The following is a 19,918-nucleotide window of genomic DNA, read 5'->3' on the forward strand; positions in this document are numbered from 1 at the left end:
GGAGGGGCGGACCATCACGGCCGCAGCGCATCAAAGAATGCAAATTTCGAATTGGCTCGCGTGTGGGGCGATACCTAACAATAGGTCGGGCAAGTCGCCCGAATGGGAGTGGAAATGCGATCGAAATATGACCCGATAACCCTCGAGGTCTACTGGAGCCGATTGGTGGCCGTGGCCGACGAAGCGGCGAGCACGCTGCTTCGCACGGCGTTCTCGACGATCATTCGCGAGTCAAATGACTACGTGACCTGCCTGCTCAATGCCCGCGGCGAAACGCTGGTCGAATGCAGCGGCGGCGTGCCGACATTCGCCGGCCTCCTCGGCCGCACCGCCAGGCACCTTCTCAAGTCATACCCGCCGGACGCCTGGCGGCCCGAGGACGTGATCATCACCAACGACCCCTGGATCGGCACGGGTCACCTGCCCGACATTTCCGTGATCATGCCCGTGTTCCACCAAGGCAGGCTTGTCGGCTTCGCCGCCAGCGCCGCCCACACGCCCGATATCGGAGGCACGATCGGTTCGTCGAACAAGGAAATCTACGAGGAGGGCCTGCGCCTTCCCCCGGTCCATCTTTACCGCAACGGCAGGCGCAACGAGGCGGTTTTCGATATCATCTCGGCAAATGTCCGTTTCCCGGATCTCGTTCTCGGCGATCTCGACGCCCAGGTGGGCGCCAACCGGATCGGCGCGCGCGGAGCGGCAGACTTCCTGAGCAACACCGGTCTCGCCGATTTCGCCGCGCTGTCACGCGAGATCAACGCAATGTCGGAGGCCGCCATGCGCGCGGCGATCCAGGATATCCCGGACGGCGTGTACGCCTCGACCGTCGAAGTGGACGGATACGAGGACCAGGAGACGGTCATCCGCTGCGCGATCACGGTGGCCGGCGACGACATGACCATCGACTATGCCGGCACTTCGCCGCAGATCGCGCGCGCCATCAACTGCACGCTGAACTACACCATCGCCTATTCGATCTACCCGCTCAAATGCCTGCTGGACCCGCACACCCGCAGGAACGAAGGCTCCTATCGGCCGATCACGGTGACCGCCCCGGAGGGAGCGATCGTCAACGCGCGTTTTCCGGCTGCCGTGGCGGCGCGTCATCTGACCGGCCATCTGCTGAGCTGCGCGATCTATCAGGCCCTTGCTCCCGTGCTGCCGGAGCGGGTGGTCGCCGACAGCGGCGGGGCGCCCTCTCTTCGCGTGCGTTTCTACGGAAAACACGCCGACGGCCGCGATTTCGGCGTCATGCTGTTCGCCAGCGCCGGAATGGGCGCATCGGCAGAGATGGACGGCCTGTCGACCACCGCCTTTCCGACGAACTCGGGAGCGGGCAGCATCGAGGCGATCGAGGCGATCTCGCCCCTGGTCTTCACCCGCAAGATGTTGCGTCCCGACTCCGGCGGCATCGGCCGTTTCCGGGGCGGTCTGGGTCAGGTTTGCGAGGTCCGGAACAACTCGCCCTATCCGTGTCAGGTCATCATCGTCGGCGACCGCGAACGACACCCCCCGCTCGGTCTGCTGGGCGGCGGCCCCGGCGCGCCAGCGGCAGCGATAATCGACGGCGAAAAGCCAATCTCGCTAAAATCGCGCAGCACGCTTGCTCCCGGATCATGCCTTGCGCTGCATTTCGCGGGCGGCGGCGGATACGGCGATCCACTTACACGGGAGCGCGGCGCGGTCGAGCGCGATCTCACGGAAGGCAAGATAACCAGACACGCCGCCCAGAGCGCCTATGGACTGTACATCAAGGAAGACGGGGTATGAAACCGACTACACGAATTGGCGTCGATATCGGGGGAACGTTCACCGATTTCGTTCTGCACGACGAAGAACGCGGGATCACCCGGACCGGCAAGCGGCCCACGACTCCCGACCAGCCGAGCCAGGCGATCATCGAGGGAATACTGCGGCTGCTCGACGAGACGAACACGAAGCCGGAGCAGATCCACTCTATCATCCACGGCACCACCCTCATCACCAATACCGTACTCGAGCGGACCGGCGCGAAGGTGGGCCTGATCGCCACCCATGGCCTGACCGACATCCTCGAAATGCGGCGCGAGACGCGTTTCGACGTCGATGATCTGCGGCAGCGGCCGGCGCCCGAGATCGTGCCGCGCAATCTTCGGCGAGGCGTGGCCGGCAGGATAACGGCGGACGGAGCCGAGTTGATCGCGTTCGACGAGACCGGTTTCGTCACGGAACTGGACCATCTCGTTCGCGACGAGAAAATCGAATCGCTCGCCATCTCGTTTATGAATTCCTATCGCTGCCCGGATCACGAGCGCCGCGCGCGCGATATCGCGGTCGAGCGGTATCCCGGCCTCTATGTCACCATCTCCTCCGAGGTCGCGCCGGTCATTCGCGAATACGAGCGGACCAACACGGCCTGCGTCAACGCCTATGTCCAGCCGCGCGTGCACGGCTATCTCAACAGGCTCTCGGACGATCTTCGCGGATTGGGCTTTCGCGGACCTCTGTCGATCATGCTGTCAGCCGGCGGGCTGATTTCGGCCGAGGATGCGAAGGACTTTCCCGTGAGGCTCATCGAGTCCGGCCCCGCCGCCGGCGCGATGGGCGTCGCCTATCTCGCGCGCAAGCTCGACGCGCCGCACGTGATCTCGTTCGACATGGGCGGCACGACCGCGAAGATGTGCCTGATCGAGAACGGCCATCCTCACGTCAAGCACGATTTCGAACCCGGTCGGATCGACCGTTTCAAGCCCGGCTCGGGATTGCCTCTCAAGGTCACCGTGATCGATATGATCGAAATCGGATCGGGCGGCGGCTCAATCGCCTCGATCGACAATCTCGGCCTGATGAAGGTCGGCCCACGCAGCGCCGGATCGGTTCCGGGGCCGGTCGCCTACGGCAGAGGCGGCACCCAGCCTACCGTGACCGATGCGGACCTCCTGCTCGGTTACCTCAATCCCGCCTACTTCCTCGGCGGCGAGATGACGTTGAAGCTCGAGGACGTGAAGAACGCCGCAGACGCGCTGCTCGGCCAACCGCTGAACATGCCCGCGGACCTCGTGGCCCAGGGCATTCAGAGCATCGTCAACGAGAACATGGCGGGCGCGACGCGCATGCATCTTGCCGAAAAGGGCAAGGATCCGCGCGATTACGCCATGATCGCCTTCGGCGGCGCCGGCCCGGTCCACGCCTTCGGCCTCGCGCGGCTGCTGCGGCTGCGCACATTGATCGTGCCGATGGGCGCCGGCGTGATCTCGGCATTCGGCTTTCTCGTCGCGCCGCCCGCCACCGACGACGCGCGCGGTTATCTGACCCCGCTTCTTCGCGTCGACTGGGATCTGGTCAATCGGCTCTATGACGAGATGCGGAACAAGGCCGAGCAGACGCTCGGGGGCATGGCCGTCGGGGAGGACGCAATCCGCTTCGAATGGAGCGTCGACATGCGCTATCTCGGCCAGGGTTTCGAGATCACCGTCCCCATTCCCGCCGGACCGCTCGGGCCGGAGCATCTCGACGCGATTCACCGCGCCTTCGAGGAAACCTATCTCGAAACCTTCGGGCGAACCGCCAGGGGCATTCCCGTCGAGGCGGTGAACTGGCGGCTGGCGGCCTTCCTGCCGGCGCGCGACATAAGCCTCGCCTATTCGGTGGTCGAAACCCCGGCCGAGCGCATGCCGCGCGACGTGATCTTCCCGGTCCACGGGGCGACAAGAACACCCGTCTACGACCGCTACGCGCTGAAGCCGGGGCAGATCATCGAAGGTCCGGCGGTGTTCGAGGAGCGCGAGACGACATTCACGGCCGGCCCGGATTCCAGTCTCGCCGTCGACCATCTCTACAATCTGGTGGTCACGCTGCGATACCCCGACGACGACCCATCGGCGGGCTCGCCTTCAGCCGTAAACAGGGCCGCGGAGGAACTGCGCGCATGAACGGGAAACCACACCGGGTCGTGGTGACCCAGAATTTCTTCGATGACGATACAAGGCAGTATCTGGAGGACGCCGGCTGCGAGGTTATCCAGGCGGAATTGCCGCCCGGCTCGGCCGACCGCAACATGGATCATGACGCGCTGGCCGCCTTGCTGGCCGGCGCGGATGGCTGGATCGTCGGACACGCCCTGGTCACCAGGGCGCTGATGGAGGCGCTGCCCGATCTGAAGATTATCTCGCGGCGCGGCGTCGGCTACGAACGGGTGGATTACCAGGCGGCCGAAGAACTCGGGAAGGTCGTCTGCATTGCCGCGGGCGGCAATGATGCCTCCGTCGCTGACCACACCCTTGCTATGATGCTGGCCGTGGGACACAGGTTCCGCCAATCGCAGGCCAATATGATCGATGGCAATTGGAAGATCCTCTCCGGCCGCGACCTTTATCGCAAGACCGTCGGCATCGTCGGCTTGGGCCGGATCGGCAAGAGCCTCGTTCAGCGCCTGCGGGGGTTCGAGGCACGCATCCTGGTCGCCACCCGGACGCAGAACCCGGCCTATGCCGCGGCGAGCGGCGTCGAATACTGCACCCTCGATCGTCTTCTGCGGGAAAGCGATTATGTCAGCCTGCACGCGCCCCTCACCGAAGCCACGCGATTCCTGATCGATGCCAATGCCCTGGCCGCCATGAAGGAGGACGCGATCCTCGTGAATGCCGCCCGCGGAGGGCTGGTCGACGACCGCGCCCTGCTTGAGGCGCTCCAGCGCGGCCACCTTTTCGGCGCGGCGCTCGACACTTTCGTCAGCGAAGGCGACGCGGCCTACCAGCCGGTGACGGAGGCACTGCTGCGACTGCCGAACGTGGTCGCGACCCCGCATGCCGGCGCTTCCACGAAAGAGGGTCTGATCCGCACCAATCGGGTTGCGGCTGAATGCGTCGTCGCGGTGCTCAGCGGCGGGCCGCTCAACCGCGACTGCGTGGTGGCGGATGGCAGGACATCTGCACCTGGCTGAGATGCGTGGCATCGCGCCGGTCGGAAGATAACGTCGCGTCAATGGAGTTGCGACGTAAAATGGAGGAGAAAACCATGAACATGCGAATGATGATCGCTGCGACGCTGCTCGCTGCGTGCACAATCGCCGCGAAGGCGCAAACGGTGCCCGAAGGCTATCCCGCCGACTACGCCCAGACGATCGCGGCGTCGAAGGACGAGAAGGGCGTGCTGGTCTATTCCAACTTCCCCGCATCCTACTGGGAGCCGCTGATCACGGCATTCGGCGAAACCTATCCTTGGATCAAGGTCGAAACGGCCAATTTCGACGCCGAAATGTGGGAGAAATACCGCCTTGAAGCCAAGCAGGGGGTTCGGACTGCCGACATCATCACCACAGTCGCTCCCGAACACTGGGTGCAGTTCGTGGAAGACGGATACGCGGAGCCCTATGCATCGCCGGAGCTGCCCAACCTGCCTGAATGGTCCGTGCCGTTCGACGGCCTCTACACGGTTTCCGCGGTTCCGATGCCGATCGTGTGGAACCGCGCCCTCGTCAATCCGGGTCCACAGTCGCTCGCCGAACTTGCCGAGATGGTCAAGGCGGATCCGGACAAATGGCGCGACAAGATCACCATGTACGACGCGGAGGTGAACCCCTACGGCCTCGCGATCATGCGCAACTGGCTGAACCACAAGAACAATGACTGGACGCTTTTCGAGGTCATCGGCCCGATGACCCTGCCCGAGCGCGGTGCCGGAACGATGCGGGAAAAGACATCGACGGGCGAATACCTGTCGATCGTGTTCACGTCCGGGCTCGGCATTTCCCAGCTTGAGGCGCCGGGCGGCAAGGCGACGCTCGATTACGCCTTTCCCAAGGATGGCACGCCGCTTTCCCTGCAGAGCATCGCCATCACCAAGGCCGCGTCCAGCCCGAACAGCGCTAGGCTGCTGCTCGACTTCATCCTCTCGCGCCCCGGCCAGATTGCGTTCGCCAAGGCGGCTTCACGCCCTATCGCGAGGATATCTCGCCTGAGGAAGTGCCGTTCTATACGCTGCCGATGATCCGCGACATCGTCGGCGAGGAGAACCTCTTCTTCATGTCCTACAAGCCCGAGGCGCTGGCCGGCACGGACCAACTCATCGAACGCTGGGTCAAGACGTTCCGGCGGCAATAGCAGCGGGCACAGATCAGACCGACGAGACCGGCGCCACGCGCGCGGGCGGCAACATTTGATGCGAATACGGCATTGGCATCCGCCGCCCGCAAAAGGCCATTCTGGCGGAAATCAGTTTCCAAGGGAGCCTGCACAGTGGCAGCGCGAACGCTATACGACAAGATAATCGACAGCCATCGCATCCAGACGCTGGATGCCGCCGGCGGCGAGCAGGAAGAAATGCTCCTGTATATCGATCGCACGGTGCTCAACGAATACACCTCCCCGCAGGCCTTCAGCGGCCTGCGCGAGGCGGGGCGACCGGTGCGGCGTCCACGCTCGGCGCTGGGCGTCGTCGATCACGTGAATTCGACGGATCCTGCCCGCCGAAGGCCCGCCGAAGACGAGGAAGCTCGTCGCCAGATCGACTACTTCATCTCAAACGGCAGGGAATTCGGCATCGAGATTTTCGACATTTTCGATCCGCGCCAGGGGATCGAGCATGTCGTCCTTCCCGAACTCGGCTGGGTGCTGCCCGGCATGGTGATCGCCGCCGGCGACAGCCACACCACGACATACGGGGCGTTCGGAGCAGTCGGCTTCGGCATTGGAACGTCCGATATCGAACATCTGCTTGCGACGCAGACCCTCAAATACAGGCGGCTGAAGAACATGCGGGTAAATTTCGAGGGTCCGCTCGCGCCGGGGCTGACGTCCAAGGACATGATCATGGCGCTGATCCGGCAAATCGGCGCGGATGGCGCCGTCGGACACGCGCTCGAGATGACCGGCCCGGCCATAACTGCGCTTGAGGTCGAGGCGCGCATGACGATGTGCAACATGGCTGTCGAATGCGGCGCGCGGGTCGCCCTCATCGAGCCCGACGACAAGGTGTTCCGGCATGTTGCCGGTCGGCCGCGCGCGCCCCGCGGCGAGGCGCTCGCGGCGGGGCGCGTCGCATGGTTGGCACTCGCATCCGATCCCGACGCCCGCTTCGACGCCGAAATCACGGTGGAGACGGCCCGGATCGAACCGATGGTAAGCTGGGGCATCAGCCCCGACCAGGCCTCCGTCATCGGCGACGCGGTGCCCGACCCCGCCGACCTGCCGGAACACCGGCGCGGCGACGCCCGGGCGGCGATCGACTACATGGGCCTGACGCCGGGAATGCCCCTGTCGCAGATCCGCATCGACCGCGCCTTCATCGGCTCATGCACCAATGCGCGGCTGAGCGATCTGCGTGAGGCGGCGCGCATCCTCCGCGGACGCAAGGTCGCGTCCCATGTGCGCGCCATGGTTTCGCCTGGAAGCAGCACGGTCCGACGCCAGGCCGAGGCCGAGGGACTTGACCGCGTGTTTGTCGACGCCGGCTTCGAGTGGCGGGAGTCTGGCTGCTCGATGTGCCTTGCGATGAATGACGACGTTCTCGCCCCCGGTGAGCGATGCGCGTCGAGCACCAACCGCAACTTCCGCGGCCGCCAGGGCGCCGGGGGGCGCACCCACCTGATGAGCCCGGCGATGGTCGCCGCCGCCGCCATCGCCGGCCGCCTCGCCAATGTTCGCGATTTTCTGCCGAAAGAAGCCTGAGACATGCAGCCATTCAAGGTCGAAACCGGCGTGATCGCCTCGATTCCGCTGTCGAACGTTGACACCGACGTTATCATGCCGAAGCAGTTTCTCAAGGGCATCGACCGCAAGGGGCTTGCGCGCGGCGTGTTTTACGATCTCAGGTCATCGCCCGAAACCTATCCCGATTTCGCCCTCAACCGTGCTGCAACCGCATCGCCGAAATTCCTGGCGACGGGTCCTAATTTCGGCTGCGGGTCCTCGCGCGAGCATGCGGTATGGGGCCTCATGCAGTTCGGCATCCGCGCGATCATCGGAACCACCTTCGGCGGGATATTCGCCGATAACGCCGACAATAACGGCCTGCTGCTCATCGCCTGCAATCCCGATGACGTCGATCGCCTTCATGAGGTTGCCTCGCAATCCGCATGCGAGATAACGATCGACCTTGAACGCCAGACGATCGCGCTGGCGGATCGCGTGATATCGTTCGGGATCGGCGCCGAGCGAAAAGCCGCCATGCTCGCCGGGGAGGATGCCATCGGCCGCACCGAAGCCATTCTGAACGATCTCGACGCCTTCGAGACACGCTATTTCGCGGAACGCCCCTGGCTCGTCGAGCACCACCCGAGCGCTGGAGACCCACCCGGTCGAAATCCCGTCTCTATCAGTGCCGCGTCGAAGGTCCGCTCTCGACCGCGAGACTAGCGCATCGTGCTTTGTGCGTCCGAATGGATGCACGGCGCTCCAGCGGCCACCTCCGCCTCGACCCGTCAGCACGGACCTCCGGTCCTGGTTCGTCGGCAGTCGCTCGGGCACCCACCGACGCTACGTTGCATCGGTCGTCAGGAAACGCCGGAAGCCACCATCGCAATGGGGCATGCGCGCCGCGGCGGAACCGATGCCGCCGCCGCGCCGGTAGTGAGAACATGTCCGGCCATCGGATCCTCCTCACTCGTTTCATCCTGCCTATGCAGCGGTATAGCCGCCATCGACGGGGATCGTGACGCCGGTGATCATGCGCGACGCCGACGATGCCAGAAACACGGCCGTACCGCAGAGTTCGTCCGGATCGGCCCAGTCGCCGCCCTTCGGCAATCGGGTCAGGACTTTCTGGCGGATCTCCGGGTCGGCCCGGCCGCGCTCTGTCATCGGCGTGCGGATCCAGCCGGGCGCGATCGCGTTGACCCGGATACCATCCTCCGCAAACGAAAGCGCCAGCGATTTCGTCAGCGACACCACGCCGGCCTTGGCCGCAGCATAGGCCGGTATATGCGGCGCGCCGTAATAGGAAAACATCGAGGCAATATTGATGATCGCACCGCCGCGCGCGGCAAGTCCCGCGCGATAGGCATTGGCAAGCCGCAGCGCGCCGGTCAGATGAACGTCGAGCACCGCGTTGAAGCCATCGGGCTGCATTTCGCGCTCGCGCTCGATCTGTCCGGCGCAGTGGATCAGCGCATCGATCGCGCCGGTTCGTTCGGCAAGCCGGTCCACATCGGCATCGTTCGTGAGGTCCACGGCTTCGTAGCGGCAGCCCTTGGGCGGTACGCGATCAGGCGCGCGGCCGGTGACGATGACCTCCGCGCCATGGCGAACAAAACCCGCCGCGAGCGCCGAGCCGATGCCGCCCAAGCCGCCCGTGATCAGAACGCGCTTGCCATCAACCGAAAAATCCCAGTGCGCCGACATCAGCATGCCACCCTTCCGAGCCAACCCTGGGCGGCGAGGCCGCTTTCAATGCGCCATTCCAGAAGCCGCGCGGTCAGTTCCCTGCGCGTGTCGGCATGGTTCGCGTCATCCCAGAGATTGGCGCATTCGTCCGGGTCGTTCTTGAGGTTGAAGAGCTGCCCTTCCGTCGTTCCGGAAATGTGCACCAGCTTCCACGGCCCGGTCCGGATCATGGTGAAGAACGCGGCGTTGCTCTGGATCATGTCGCGCGCCAGTTCGGCGAAGACCTCGGTCCTCAGCGGCGCCCCGGTTTCACCCCGGATGTAGGGCGCGAGCGATAGGCCCTCCATCCATGAAGGAGGAACAAGGCCCGCAAATTCCAGCACGGTCGGCCCGAGATCCATGAGCGAGACGAGATCGTCGACGCGGGCTCCGCCGGGATGGCGGGGATCATGGATGATCGCCGGAACGCGCACGGAATGTTCGTACATCGTCCATTTCTGGCTGTGACCGTGGTCGTTGAGACAATCGCCGTGGTCAGAGGTGAAGATGATGATCGTGTTGTCGGCCACGCCGCGTTCATCGAGCGCCGCCCTGATCTCCCCCATGATGCCGTCGATCATCGAGACATTGGCGTAATAATGGGCACGCTGCCGCCTGGTCTGCTCCTCTGTCGGATGCGCAAGATGGCGCACGGCATCGTGATCGTCGCGGATATGGTTTGCCTGCAGTTCCTGCAGCGCCTTCGGCTGCGCCTCTATGTCCGAGGGAATCGGCGCCGGCAGGTCGCGATCGAGATAGGGCTCCAGATCCTCCGGCGCGGGGTCGTAAGGCGGGTGCGGTCCGGGCAGGCCGACCTGAAGGAAGAACGGTTTCGTCCCATTCCACTCCTTCAGCCAGCAGCAGGCGAGCCGGCCGGTGAAGACATCCGGATGCAGGTCCCGGTCGAGCTCCCACGAAAATGCGCCGAGCGCGGTCGCATAGTCCTGCCGTCGGCGATAGGTGCGGCGGTCGGGTTTTTCGACGCCGCGCGCCATCAGCGCCTTGTCCCAGTTATCGAGGAAGAAGGGCAGGTTCGGATGGGCCCGGTCCTTGTTCTCGACGACATGGCGTTCATGGAAACCGAACGGTGCCTCGAAGGGATGGGTATGCATCTTTCCGACATTGCAGCAGTGATAGCCGGCCGCCGCCAGGTCGCTGACCCAGGTCGAGGGCCAGACCTCGTCATTGCGCAGCACGCCCGAATTGTGCGGATAGAGCCCGGTGAACAGGCTTGCGCGCGAAGGCGCGCAGCATGGCGAGGTCACATACATGTTCGAAAACGCCGTCCCCTCTTCCACCAGCGCGTCGAGATTGGGCGTATCCATGTAGGGAAAGCCCATGGCGCGGATCGTGTCGTGCCTTTGCTGGTCGGTGATGACGAAGACGATATTGGGACGGGTATCGGTCATGAATGGGTCTCACGGGTCGAAGTGGAAGGTTTGCGCCGTGCACGGCGGCGCAGCAGCGCCTGCATGATCGGCGTGAAAAGGACGAGAGCCAGAAGCGCCAGAATGATCTGCGAGGCCGGCCGGTTCAGGAAGAACCCGACCCAGTCGCCGCCGGTGACCAGCGATGTCATCCTCAGTTCCTCCTCGAAGGTCGAGCCAAGCACGTAGCCGATGATCAGCGGCGCGAGCGGGATCGCCGCCAGTCGAAGCGCGTAGCCGATCAGACCGAAGGCGAAGAACACCCAGAGGTCGAACATGTAGCGCTGCACCATGAACACGCCGAGCACGCTGAACATGCCGACGGCGGCGACGAGATAGGGTTTGGGCACGGCCAGCGTGCGGATCAGGGCGCGCAGCATGACCAGCGCGATCGGGAGCAGCAGCAATGCCCCGAGCAGAAAGGCCGCCAGAACGCCGTAGACGATCTCCGGATGCTGCTGGAAGAGTTGTGGGCCCGGAGTGAGCCCCTGGATCAGGAATCCGCCCATGAGCGCCGCCACGACGGGATCGCCCGGAATGCCGATCGCCAGCATCGGCAGAAGCGCTCCGCCGGTCGTGGCGCTGTTGGCGGATTCCGAGGCCACGACGCCATCATCCGCGCCCTCCCCGAATTTCTCCGGTTCATCGGAGAAATCGCGCGAAACGCGGTAGGCGATATAGGCGGAGGCATCGCCGCCAATGCCGGGAATGGCGCCGATGAAGATGCCGAGCGCGCTGGAGCGGAGCCAGTTCGTCCAGCGTCCGAGAAAGTTTCCGAGGACGCCGTTGCGCAACTGAAGGCGTACACGGTCTGCCTTCAGGTGTTCGCCTGAGGCCACCTGGGTCAGAAGCTCGGAGACCGCGAACAGCCCCATCAGGAGAGCAACGAGGTTGAACCCGCCATCAAGACCAGAGAGGCCCATCGTCATGCGCGGCAGGCCGAGGATCGGGTCGGTACCGATCGCCGCCGCCGAGAGCCCGAGCGCTGCCGCCAGCAGACCCCGCGGAAGCGATTTTCCGGTCAGCGAGGCAACGGTCGACAGGCCGAGCGCCGCCAGCAGCATCGTCTCCATCGGCCCGAAATTGGCCGCGGCGGCGGCAAGATAGGGCGACAGCAGGATCAACAGGACCGCGCTGACAACAGCGCCCGCGAAAGACGACAGCGTGGCAAGCACCAGCGCGTCGGAAACGCGGCCGTTGCGCGCCATGGGAAAGCCGTCCAGCAGCGTCGCCGCGGCCATCGGCGTGCCCGGAACGCCGATCATGATCGCGGTGACCGCGCCGCCGAAATTACCGCCCTGATAGATGCCCATCAGCAGGGCGATCGAAGGGACCGGGTCCATGTAGAAGGTGAACGGGATCGCAAGCGCGATGCCCAGCAATGGCCCCATGCCCGGCAGGACGCCGAAGATGATGCCCACGCCGATGCCGACGATGATGGCCAGAAGAAGCGACATGACGCCGGCGAGGTCCAGCGCGGAAAGCAGGGTATCCATGTCCCTCAGCCTCCGGTCAGCGCGGTGAGAAACCGCCCGAAGGGCAGGTGAATGTCGAAAACGATCCGCACCAGCCAGTAAAGGGCCAGCGAGAACGCCACCGGAAAGCCGATGATCGAAAGCGGGCGGCGCGCGCCGCCGGCAACCATCAGCGCGGCGCCGAAAAGCGTGGTCGATGCGATATAGCCAAACCGCGGAAACGCCAAAAGATAGAGAAACAGCGCCGCGACGACGCCGATAATGCGTCCCCACGGCAAGGCTTCATTGGGCCGGTCGTGTACGGAAATCAGCCGCACCGCAGGGCGGATGATAACGGCGACCGCCAGGACCATCAGGCCCACGCCCAGCCATGTCGGGTACTGCTTGGCATCGATGCCGCCCGACAGCGATGCGATGGGATTATCCTCCATCGCCGCGATATCCAGAACCATCCAGAGGCCGAGAATGAAGGATCCTGCTCCCACGACGATGGCGGCAAGGTCTTGCGACCGGGTTGCCGTTTCCCGTTGCGGAGCCTGAAAGGTTTCGTCGTTGGACATCGGGAGAACCTCAGGTCAGAAAGGAAATCGCGCCGCCGGCCAATATTGCGAGGCGGCGCGAAACGCTCAATTTTTCTTCAGGTTTTCCAGAGCCGGCGCCAGACGGTCGAGCGAAACCTGCCAGAGGTCCTGAAACGCGTCCGGTTCCATGTACTGGACGGTGAATCCGCCTTCGAACATCTTCTTCTTGAAGGGCTCGGAGTTGATGACCTCACGGAACACGTCCTGAAGCTTCTTCAAGTGTTCCGGATCCGTGCCCTCGGGCGCGACCAGTCCCGACCAGCCGGCAGTCGCAGCACCCCAGTCAAGATCGTAGCCCTGCTCCTTTGCCGTCGGAATCCCGGGTTCGATCGGTGAACGCTCTTCGGTGAAGATCGCCAGCGACTTGATCTTGTCGCCATAGATTTTCACCGCACCGAGCGAGCCGGTGGTGAAGTCGAGCGAGCCGTCGAACAGGCCCTGAATATTCGAGGTTTCGCAACCATCCGCCGGGATCGGCTGATACTGGGTGATCTCGGCCACTTCGAGGAACCGCCGCATCACCACATGCGGCAGGCTGACCGCCGGGCAGACGCCAACCCTGAGGACACCGTCCTGGGCCTTTGCCCACTCCACGAATTCATCAACGTTGTTTGCGGGGTGATCGGCGGCCACCGTCAATGTGAAGGGGTTCACCCACATCAGTCCGATCGGATCGAAGCCCATCGGATCGAAACCGATACGCGGCTCGAACGTGGGCACCATGATCTGGGTGGCGACCCATGAATTGCCAATGGTGTAGCCGTCGGGATCGGCCTCGGCAAGCGCAAGCATCGCCTTGGCGCCGCCGCCGCCGGCGATGTTCTGCACCGCGATCGGCTGCCCCAGCTTCTGGGAAGCAAATTCGGCAACAATGCGCGCCGTTATGTCGCCGGACGTGCCGGCCTCCCAGGGCTCGATCAGCGTGATCGGGCGCGTCGGAAAGTCCTGTGCCGCGGCTGCACCGGCGAAAGCGGCAAACGAAAGAGCGACGCCCGCAAAGCGGGCCAGTGATTTGTAATTCATCATTTCTCCTCCCTTGGATTTGACAAAGGCTAAAGAGAGGGTTTCATTAATGCAAATAATTAACAACGCATTCGTCATGCATTTTGGTAATCAGAATTATGAACCTGCAAAACCTCCGCTATCTTCTTTCCATAGCCGAAACGGGGTCGATGACCCGCTCGGCCGAGCAGTTGAACATGACCCAGCCGGCACTGAGCCGCGGCCTTGCGGCGCTTGAAGACGAAGTGGGAGCGCAGCTTTTCGTGCGGCTTCCCAAGGCCATGCGGCTCACCGTATTCGGGCGGGTGATGGTGCGCAGGGCGCAAGTCATTTTCCGGCAACTCGAAGACGCCCAGCACGAAATACGGCATTTGCAGGAACATGAGGAGACGGAGCTTTCCGTGGGCTCTGGCCCGATCTGGCTGACGGGCCTGCTGCCGCGCGCGATCAACCTGACCACGCGGGACCTGCCCGGCGTCTCAATCAGTGTGATCGGCGGTTTCGAGCGCCAGCTTGCCGAACTGGTCCGGCGCGGACAGGTCGCTTTCATCCTCACCGAGTTGACCGACGACCCGGAGTTTTCCGATCTCCATTCGGAACCGCTAGCTTCCGCGCGTTACGCCGTGGTCGCGCGCCGCGGGCACCCGCTGGAGCAGGCGGGAACGCTGGAGCTTCCGGATTTGCTCGCGTTTCCATGGATCATGCCCGACAAGGCCGTCAACGCCCAGAAGCGGCTCGACGGGCTGTTTCAAACCGAGGGCCTCACCCCGCCGGTCGCCCGCATTCGCTCGACCTCGAACGGTTTCATCACCACCTATCTGGAACAGTCCGACGCCCTCACCTTCGCCGTCACGCCCATCCTGCGGGGTCATCCCGGCTTGACCGAACTGCCGCTTTCCCGGTCACTCCCCAAACGGACCACAGGCATCCAGCGCCTGCGCAACGACTGGCTCAGCCCGGCTGCCGAAAAAATGCTCGAGCATTTGCGCACCCTAACGCTGCAGGAGGGGGAGTTTTAGCCAGAGCCAACGGAGAAGGCATCGCCGCAGAGCATCGGGCCTGCCTCCACGTTCGGACGTTGCGCTCTCAAAAGCCAATTTTCACAAAACCGAAAACACACTGAAACAGAACTGTCACACGATCGGTGCATTGATGGCGGCGAAGATTGCAAAGCATTGCAAAACGCCATTCCACCGGTTTCAGAAGGGGTCTTCCGACTGCGACCGTCAGCGCGGGACAAGACCCTATGAGCGCGATCGAAATCGAGACCGTCGACAAGTCTTTCGGCAAGACGAGCGTGTTGCGTGGGATTTCGCTTTCGATCCGTTCGGGGGAGTTCGTCGCCGTCCTCGGCCCCTCCGGCTGCGGCAAGACCACGCTGCTGCGCGCCCTTGCCGGCTTCGAACAGATCGACCACGGCGCGATCCGGGTTGGGGACGCGCTTCTTTCAGGCCATGGCCGGCACGTCGCCCCGGAAGAACGCGGCATCGGCGTCGTGTTTCAAAGCTATGCTTTGTGGCCGCATATGACGGTCTCCGGCAATGTCGCCTATGGTCTCAAGGTCAAGGGGCTTGGCCGCGCCGAGCGCGAGGCGCGCACGGCTCGCGTTCTCGAGACGGTCGGACTGAGCGCGTTTGCGGATCGACGGCCAGCCGAACTTTCGGGCGGCCAGCGGCAGCGCACGGCGCTCGCCCGCTGCCTGGCGATGGATGCCGGCCTCGTCCTTCTCGATGAACCGCTCGCCAATCTCGATGTCCATCTGCGCGGCGAGATGGAGGAAGAATTTGCCCGCTTCCACAAGGCCTCGGGCGCGACGATGTTCTACATCACGCATGATCAGTCCGAGGCGCTCGCGCTGGCCGACCGCGTCGCCGTGATGGACGGGGGCAAGATCAGCCAGTTCGCCAGCCCCTCCGAACTCTACAGCCAGCCGGCAAATGACATGGTCGCGACCTTTATCGGCGAGGGCCAGATCGCGCCGATTACGGATTTTGTGCCCGATCGCAGCGGCTATGGTTTCGCCCGCTTCTTCGGCGAGCAGGTGCGGGTGCGCAACCACCCTTCGGCCCTGCCCCGCAACGAGGCGCGCATTGCCTTTCACCCGGGCGACCTGAAGCTGACAGACACAGGCGGCCTTGGCGCCACCATCCGCCGCATCACCTATCGCGGCGACATTGTGCGGGTCGAGCTTTCGCTCGGCCCGGATGAGCGAACCTTTTTCATGAACGTCCCTGCCCCGGCACGCATCGAAGCCGGGCAGCGCGTGGCCGTCACGCTTGCCGACGGCTGGGTCCTGCCGGACCCGAAAGCAGCAGAAGCCTCCCACTGAGCACCAACAATCGAGGATATCCCCGATGAAACTCTCCACGCTTGCCCTTGCGACCCTCAGCACGCTTGCCTTCACGGCGGCCCATGCCGAGGAAACCATCACGCTTTACACCAGCCAGCCGCCGGAACAGGCCCAGCAGACCGTCGACGCCTTCGAGGCCGCCAATCCGGACATCAAAGTCAACTGGACCCGCAACGGCACCTCGGCCCTGATGAACGTGATGCGCGCCGAAATCGAAGCCGGCAATATCCAGCCCGACGTCCTGCTCGTCGCCGACCCGATCAATCTCGGCACGCTGAAGGCCGAAGGCCATCTGATGGCCTATCCGGAAGCGCCCGTCGACGGCTATGACAAGGCTGCCTACGACAAGGACATGACTTTCTTCGGCACCAAGGCGATCACCACGGGCATTGCCTACAATACCGAGATCGCCGAGCCGGTCGAAAGCTGGAACGACCTTCTGGTCGAAGACAATCGCGGCATGATCGCCGTTCCGAGCCCGCTTTATTCGGGTGCGGCGCTGAACCACCTGCACGCCCTGATCAACACGCCGGAAATCGGCTGGGCCTTCTATGAGGGCCTGAACGATCTCGACATCGTGCCCGAGGGCGGCAACGGTCCGGCAACCAAGGCTGTCGCCTCCGGCATGGCCAAATACGCCATCATCGTCGACGCCAACACGCTGCGCGCCAAGGCCGACGGTTCGCCCGTCGACTACATCGCCCCCAAGGAAGGCGTGTCCTTCATCGGCGAGCCGGTCGCCATCATGAGCACGACCGATCATGAGGAAGCCGCCAAGAAATTCGTCGATTTCCTGCTTTCGAAGGAAGGCCAGGAACTGGTATCCGCCCAGGGCAACATCCCGCTTCTGCCGGGCGTCGCAGCACCTGAGGGCTATCCCGACCTCTCCTCGATGAAGCTGATCGGCTACGACGTCGACGAGGCCGTGACGAACAACGACGCGGTGCGCGAGCAGTTCGCCGAGATCTTCGGTCTGTAATCGCAATGTCGCTATCGACCACAGCCGCCGGAGGGCGTCCTTCATGGACTCTCTCCACCCTTTCCGGGCTTTTGAAGAACGAGCGGGCGCTGATGCTGGCGCTGGCGCTGTTTGTCGGCGTCCTGTCGATCCTGCCGCTTGGGCGGCTTGTCTACGCGGCGTTTGTAACAAGTGCCGGATTCGAGCTTGGCCGCATCGCCGATGTTCTCGGCGGCCGTCGCGTGTTCGAGGCGACGGTCAACACGATCTGGATTTCGCTTTCAGCCACCGCGCTTGCCACGCTCGCCGGAACAATCGCAGCGCTTCTTGTCGGCGCGAGCGACATGCGCGGGCGAACCGCGTGGGTGTTCGGCTTCGTTCTACCGCTAATGATCCCGCCGCAGGTCATTGCGCTCGCCTGGATACAAGCCTTCTCGCCGGCAAGCCCGGTCATGAACCTTCTCGGCATTGCCCTTCAACCCGGCATGCGGCATCCGCTTTATTCGGCCGGCGGCATCGTCCTGCTGCTCGGCCTCTACAACGCGCCTCTGGTGTTTCTGGCCGTCCGGGCCAATCTGCGCCGCGTGCCCGCCGATCTGGTGGAAGCGGCCCGCGCGGTGGGCGCGACGCCGCTGAGCGCCACAATCGGCGTGATCCTGCCGTTGATCCGCGGCGGCATTTTCGCGGGCGCGGCGCTTGCCTTCGTGTCGTCGATCGGCAATTTCGGCATTCAGGCCATGCTCGGCATTCCCGCCCGCGTGCCAACGCTGATCACGCTAATCTACCGGCAGCTCAATTCCTATGGTCCCTCGGCGTTGAACGACATGGCGCTTCTGGCGCTGCTGCTCGCGGTTCTTACCATTCTCGGCATGGCTATTGCCGGCTTTCTCAGCCGCATGGGCGACCAGCGCGTCGATGGCGCGTCCAAACCGTTCAAGTTTCCGCTCGCCGGATTCCGCCTTCCCGTCACCGCGCTGGCGTGGGGCTATCTTCTCATTGCGCTGGTGCTGCCGCTTTCGGCGCTGGCCGCTTCGGCTCTGGTGCGCGGATACGGGCAGCCGCTCACGCTGGAAACGCTGACCTTCGAGAATTTCTCCAATGCGATCCTCCATCACGAGGGCATTCGCGAGGCCTTCTTCACGAGCCTCTGGCTGACGGGGCTTGCGGTCGCCATCCTGATACCCGCTTCGGTCGCGCTCGGCTATTTCCTGAGCTGGCGAAAGGGCGTCACCCCGCGCCTGCTCTATCTCTCCTCACAGCTTGCCTATGCGCTTCCCGGTATCATCATCGGGGTGGCGATGATCCTGTTCTTCCTGAAGCCCCTGCCCGTCCTGGGCACAAGTCTCTACGGAACGATCTGGGTCATTCTTGCAGCCTATCTCTCGAATTTTCTCGCGCTGGCGCTGCAGCCGATCCTCGGCGGGTTCGCTCAGATCGAGCGGTCGCTCGACGAGGCCGCGCAGGTGGTTGGCGCGGGCATCTTCCGCAGGCTGAAGGATATCATCCTGCCGGTGCTGGCGCCTGCGGCGGCAGCCTCTGCCATCCTGGTGTTCATGACCGCCATCAACGAGATCCAGACCTCCGTCCTGCTGGTCTCCTCGCGCGCGCAGACCATCGGCCCGATGATCATCTTCCTGGAGGAAGCCGGGTCGTCGACGCTGGCCGCCGCCGTCGGCTGCCTGATGGTCATCGTCATCCTCGCGCTGATGCTCTTCAGCCTCACCTTCGCAAGAAGGCTTCCGCAGGGAGTACTGCCGTGGCACGACTGACCGTGATCAGCGGGTTGAACCGCAAGAGCGCGGCCATCTTCCTCGTCGAGGCGGCCGGCACGCGCGTCCTGTTCGACTTCGGCGATGGCCTCGAAAAGGACGAGCACCCCGATATCGACGCCATCGGCGCCGTCGATGCGATCTTCCTCAGCCATGCCCATCAGGACCATGCCGCGTCGATCGAACACCTCGATGCGGTCGGCAACCCTCGCGTCTTCGCAACGGACAGGACACTGGATTTCCTGCAGGGCCGCATACCCGCGGAGCTTGCCCGGGCTATTCCCGAACAGGGTTCTTTCGAGGCCTGTGGCCTTAGGCTGACCACCGGACGCTGCGGCCACGCGCCCGGCGGCGTCTGGTTTCATATGGAGACGGCAGCAGGCGGCCTCCTCTACACCGGCGACATTAGCCTTGAATCGCACTGCATGGCGTTCGACCATCCCCCGCCGGCAGCGACCGTTGTGGTCGACGCCTCCTATGGCGACCGTGCGGAAAATCTCGACGACCAGATCGCGGCCATTTCCGACTACGCCGAAGGCGGCGCGGTGCTCTGCTGTCCGGGTGCCGGACGGGGCACCGACATGGTGCTCGCAATGGCCTCACGCGGACATGACGTCCATGTCTGCGCGGCCATCGGCAGGGAAGTCGAGGCCGCGACCGGCGAGACGTTCCCCGTCGTGGACGGCGAAAGCGCGGAGCCTGACCAGGTGATCGTCGCGACGGAATCCAACGCTGAGGCCGGTCTTTCGGCTGCACTTTTGCAAAGGGAGGATTTTCGCCTGATATTTTCGAGCCATGTTCCAAACGGCACGCCGGCGCGTGCTCTCATTGAGCGCAACGCGGCCGTCTGGCTTCCCTGGAACGTCCATCCGCGACGGGACGATGTTCTTGCACTTGCCGATCATTGCGGGTCGAAGCAGGTTCTGCCAGCCTTTGTCGACATGACGACCGCCCCTGAACTTGCGCGAGCCCTCGGCGAACGCCTGAGACTGGAACGCGAGACGGAGATCTAGAC

At 64.0% G+C, this 19,918-nt stretch carries 17 protein-coding genes; 12 read left to right on the forward strand and 5 right to left on the reverse strand.

Annotated elements, in window-relative coordinates:
* The first annotated feature begins 114 nt into the window (after positions 1-114).
* The 7 genes from V6766_RS04700 (at position 115) to leuD (ending at position 8,336) form a co-directional block, all read left to right on the forward strand.
* Positions 115-1,773 carry a hydantoinase B/oxoprolinase family protein gene (locus V6766_RS04700; protein ID WP_448464103.1) on the forward strand — a complete coding sequence of 553 codons (1,659 nt, stop codon included), beginning with the start codon at positions 115-117 and terminating at the stop codon, positions 1,771-1,773.
* Entirely contained in the window at positions 1,770-3,914 is a 2,145-nt protein-coding gene (locus tag V6766_RS04705) for a hydantoinase/oxoprolinase family protein (RefSeq protein WP_448464105.1), read from the forward strand. The genes V6766_RS04700 and V6766_RS04705 overlap by 4 nt, the downstream gene beginning before the upstream one ends.
* Entirely contained in the window at positions 3,911-4,924 is a 1,014-nt protein-coding gene (locus tag V6766_RS04710) for a phosphoglycerate dehydrogenase (protein ID WP_448464107.1), read from the forward strand. Before V6766_RS04705 ends, V6766_RS04710 begins: the two co-directional genes overlap by 4 nt.
* 74 nt (positions 4,925-4,998) lie before the next feature.
* Complete coding sequence (locus tag V6766_RS04715; protein ID WP_448464109.1) at positions 4,999-5,970, forward strand: ABC transporter substrate-binding protein; 972 nt, start codon at positions 4,999-5,001, stop codon at positions 5,968-5,970.
* Positions 5,946-6,083, forward strand: coding sequence for a hypothetical protein (locus tag V6766_RS04720; RefSeq protein ID WP_448464111.1), 138 nt, complete (start codon positions 5,946-5,948; stop codon positions 6,081-6,083). Before V6766_RS04715 ends, V6766_RS04720 begins: the two co-directional genes overlap by 25 nt.
* Before the next feature lie 135 nt (positions 6,084-6,218).
* A complete protein-coding gene (gene leuC, locus V6766_RS04725) occupies positions 6,219-7,649 on the forward strand; it encodes a 3-isopropylmalate dehydratase large subunit (RefSeq protein ID WP_448464113.1) in 1,431 nt (476 codons plus the stop codon).
* Positions 7,650-7,652: 3 nt separating this feature from the next.
* Complete coding sequence (leuD, locus tag V6766_RS04730; protein WP_448464115.1) at positions 7,653-8,336, forward strand: 3-isopropylmalate dehydratase small subunit; 684 nt, start codon at positions 7,653-7,655, stop codon at positions 8,334-8,336.
* Between the two features lie 261 nt (positions 8,337-8,597).
* On the opposite strand, the gene V6766_RS04735 is transcribed toward leuD, so the two are convergent.
* The 5 genes from V6766_RS04735 to V6766_RS04755 form a co-directional block, all read right to left on the reverse strand.
* Entirely contained in the window at positions 8,598-9,326 is a 729-nt protein-coding gene (locus V6766_RS04735) for an SDR family NAD(P)-dependent oxidoreductase (RefSeq protein WP_448464117.1), read from the reverse strand.
* Positions 9,320-10,750, reverse strand: coding sequence for a sulfatase family protein (locus V6766_RS04740; RefSeq protein WP_448464119.1), 1,431 nt, complete (start codon positions 10,748-10,750; stop codon positions 9,320-9,322). The genes V6766_RS04735 and V6766_RS04740 overlap by 7 nt, the downstream gene beginning before the upstream one ends.
* Complete coding sequence (locus V6766_RS04745) at positions 10,747-12,264, reverse strand: tripartite tricarboxylate transporter permease (protein WP_448464121.1); 1,518 nt, start codon at positions 12,262-12,264, stop codon at positions 10,747-10,749. Before V6766_RS04745 ends, V6766_RS04740 begins: the two co-directional genes overlap by 4 nt.
* 5 nt (positions 12,265-12,269) lie before the next feature.
* Entirely contained in the window at positions 12,270-12,803 is a 534-nt protein-coding gene (locus V6766_RS04750; RefSeq protein ID WP_448464123.1) for a tripartite tricarboxylate transporter TctB family protein, read from the reverse strand.
* Positions 12,804-12,869: 66 nt separating this feature from the next.
* Complete coding sequence (locus V6766_RS04755; RefSeq protein WP_448464125.1) at positions 12,870-13,847, reverse strand: Bug family tripartite tricarboxylate transporter substrate binding protein; 978 nt, start codon at positions 13,845-13,847, stop codon at positions 12,870-12,872.
* A gap of 98 nt (positions 13,848-13,945) precedes the next feature.
* On the opposite strand from V6766_RS04755, the gene V6766_RS04760 reads away from it, so the two are divergent.
* The 5 genes from V6766_RS04760 to V6766_RS04780 all read left to right on the forward strand — a co-directional run bounded on the left by V6766_RS04760 (position 13,946) and on the right by V6766_RS04780 (position 19,916).
* Complete coding sequence (locus V6766_RS04760) at positions 13,946-14,845, forward strand: LysR family transcriptional regulator (protein ID WP_448464127.1); 900 nt, start codon at positions 13,946-13,948, stop codon at positions 14,843-14,845.
* Positions 14,846-15,072: 227 nt separating this feature from the next.
* The gene (locus tag V6766_RS04765; RefSeq protein ID WP_448464130.1) at positions 15,073-16,155 is read left to right on the forward strand and encodes an ABC transporter ATP-binding protein; all 1,083 of its coding nucleotides are present in this window, start codon (positions 15,073-15,075) and stop codon (positions 16,153-16,155) included.
* Between the two features lie 25 nt (positions 16,156-16,180).
* The gene (locus V6766_RS04770; protein WP_448464132.1) at positions 16,181-17,155 is read left to right on the forward strand and encodes an ABC transporter substrate-binding protein; all 975 of its coding nucleotides are present in this window, start codon (positions 16,181-16,183) and stop codon (positions 17,153-17,155) included.
* A 5-nt stretch (positions 17,156-17,160) separates the two neighbouring features.
* Positions 17,161-18,903, forward strand: a complete 1,743-nt coding sequence (locus tag V6766_RS04775; RefSeq protein ID WP_448464134.1) for an ABC transporter permease — start codon at positions 17,161-17,163, stop codon at positions 18,901-18,903.
* A complete protein-coding gene (locus V6766_RS04780) occupies positions 18,891-19,916 on the forward strand; it encodes an MBL fold metallo-hydrolase (protein ID WP_448464136.1) in 1,026 nt (341 codons plus the stop codon). Before V6766_RS04775 ends, V6766_RS04780 begins: the two co-directional genes overlap by 13 nt.
* Positions 19,917-19,918: the final 2 nt, after the last annotated feature.

This window comes from Martelella sp. AMO21009, from assembly GCF_053484295.1.

Coding starts and splice junctions, on each gene's coding strand:
- V6766_RS04700 (WP_448464103.1), top strand. CDS start 115: ATGCGATCGAAATATGACCCGATAACCCTCGAGGTCTACTGGAGCCGA.
- V6766_RS04705 (WP_448464105.1), top strand. CDS start 1,770: ATGAAACCGACTACACGAATTGGCGTCGATATCGGGGGAACGTTCACC.
- V6766_RS04710 (WP_448464107.1), top strand. CDS start 3,911: ATGAACGGGAAACCACACCGGGTCGTGGTGACCCAGAATTTCTTCGAT.
- V6766_RS04715 (WP_448464109.1), top strand. CDS start 4,999: ATGAACATGCGAATGATGATCGCTGCGACGCTGCTCGCTGCGTGCACA.
- leuD (WP_448464115.1), top strand. CDS start 7,653: ATGCAGCCATTCAAGGTCGAAACCGGCGTGATCGCCTCGATTCCGCTG.
- V6766_RS04735 (WP_448464117.1), bottom strand. CDS start 9,326: ATGCTGATGTCGGCGCACTGGGATTTTTCGGTTGATGGCAAGCGCGTT.
- V6766_RS04740 (WP_448464119.1), bottom strand. CDS start 10,750: ATGACCGATACCCGTCCCAATATCGTCTTCGTCATCACCGACCAGCAA.
- V6766_RS04745 (WP_448464121.1), bottom strand. CDS start 12,264: ATGGATACCCTGCTTTCCGCGCTGGACCTCGCCGGCGTCATGTCGCTT.
- V6766_RS04750 (WP_448464123.1), bottom strand. CDS start 12,803: ATGTCCAACGACGAAACCTTTCAGGCTCCGCAACGGGAAACGGCAACC.
- V6766_RS04755 (WP_448464125.1), bottom strand. CDS start 13,847: ATGAATTACAAATCACTGGCCCGCTTTGCGGGCGTCGCTCTTTCGTTT.
- V6766_RS04760 (WP_448464127.1), top strand. CDS start 13,946: ATGAACCTGCAAAACCTCCGCTATCTTCTTTCCATAGCCGAAACGGGG.
- V6766_RS04765 (WP_448464130.1), top strand. CDS start 15,073: ATGAGCGCGATCGAAATCGAGACCGTCGACAAGTCTTTCGGCAAGACG.
- V6766_RS04770 (WP_448464132.1), top strand. CDS start 16,181: ATGAAACTCTCCACGCTTGCCCTTGCGACCCTCAGCACGCTTGCCTTC.
- V6766_RS04775 (WP_448464134.1), top strand. CDS start 17,161: ATGTCGCTATCGACCACAGCCGCCGGAGGGCGTCCTTCATGGACTCTC.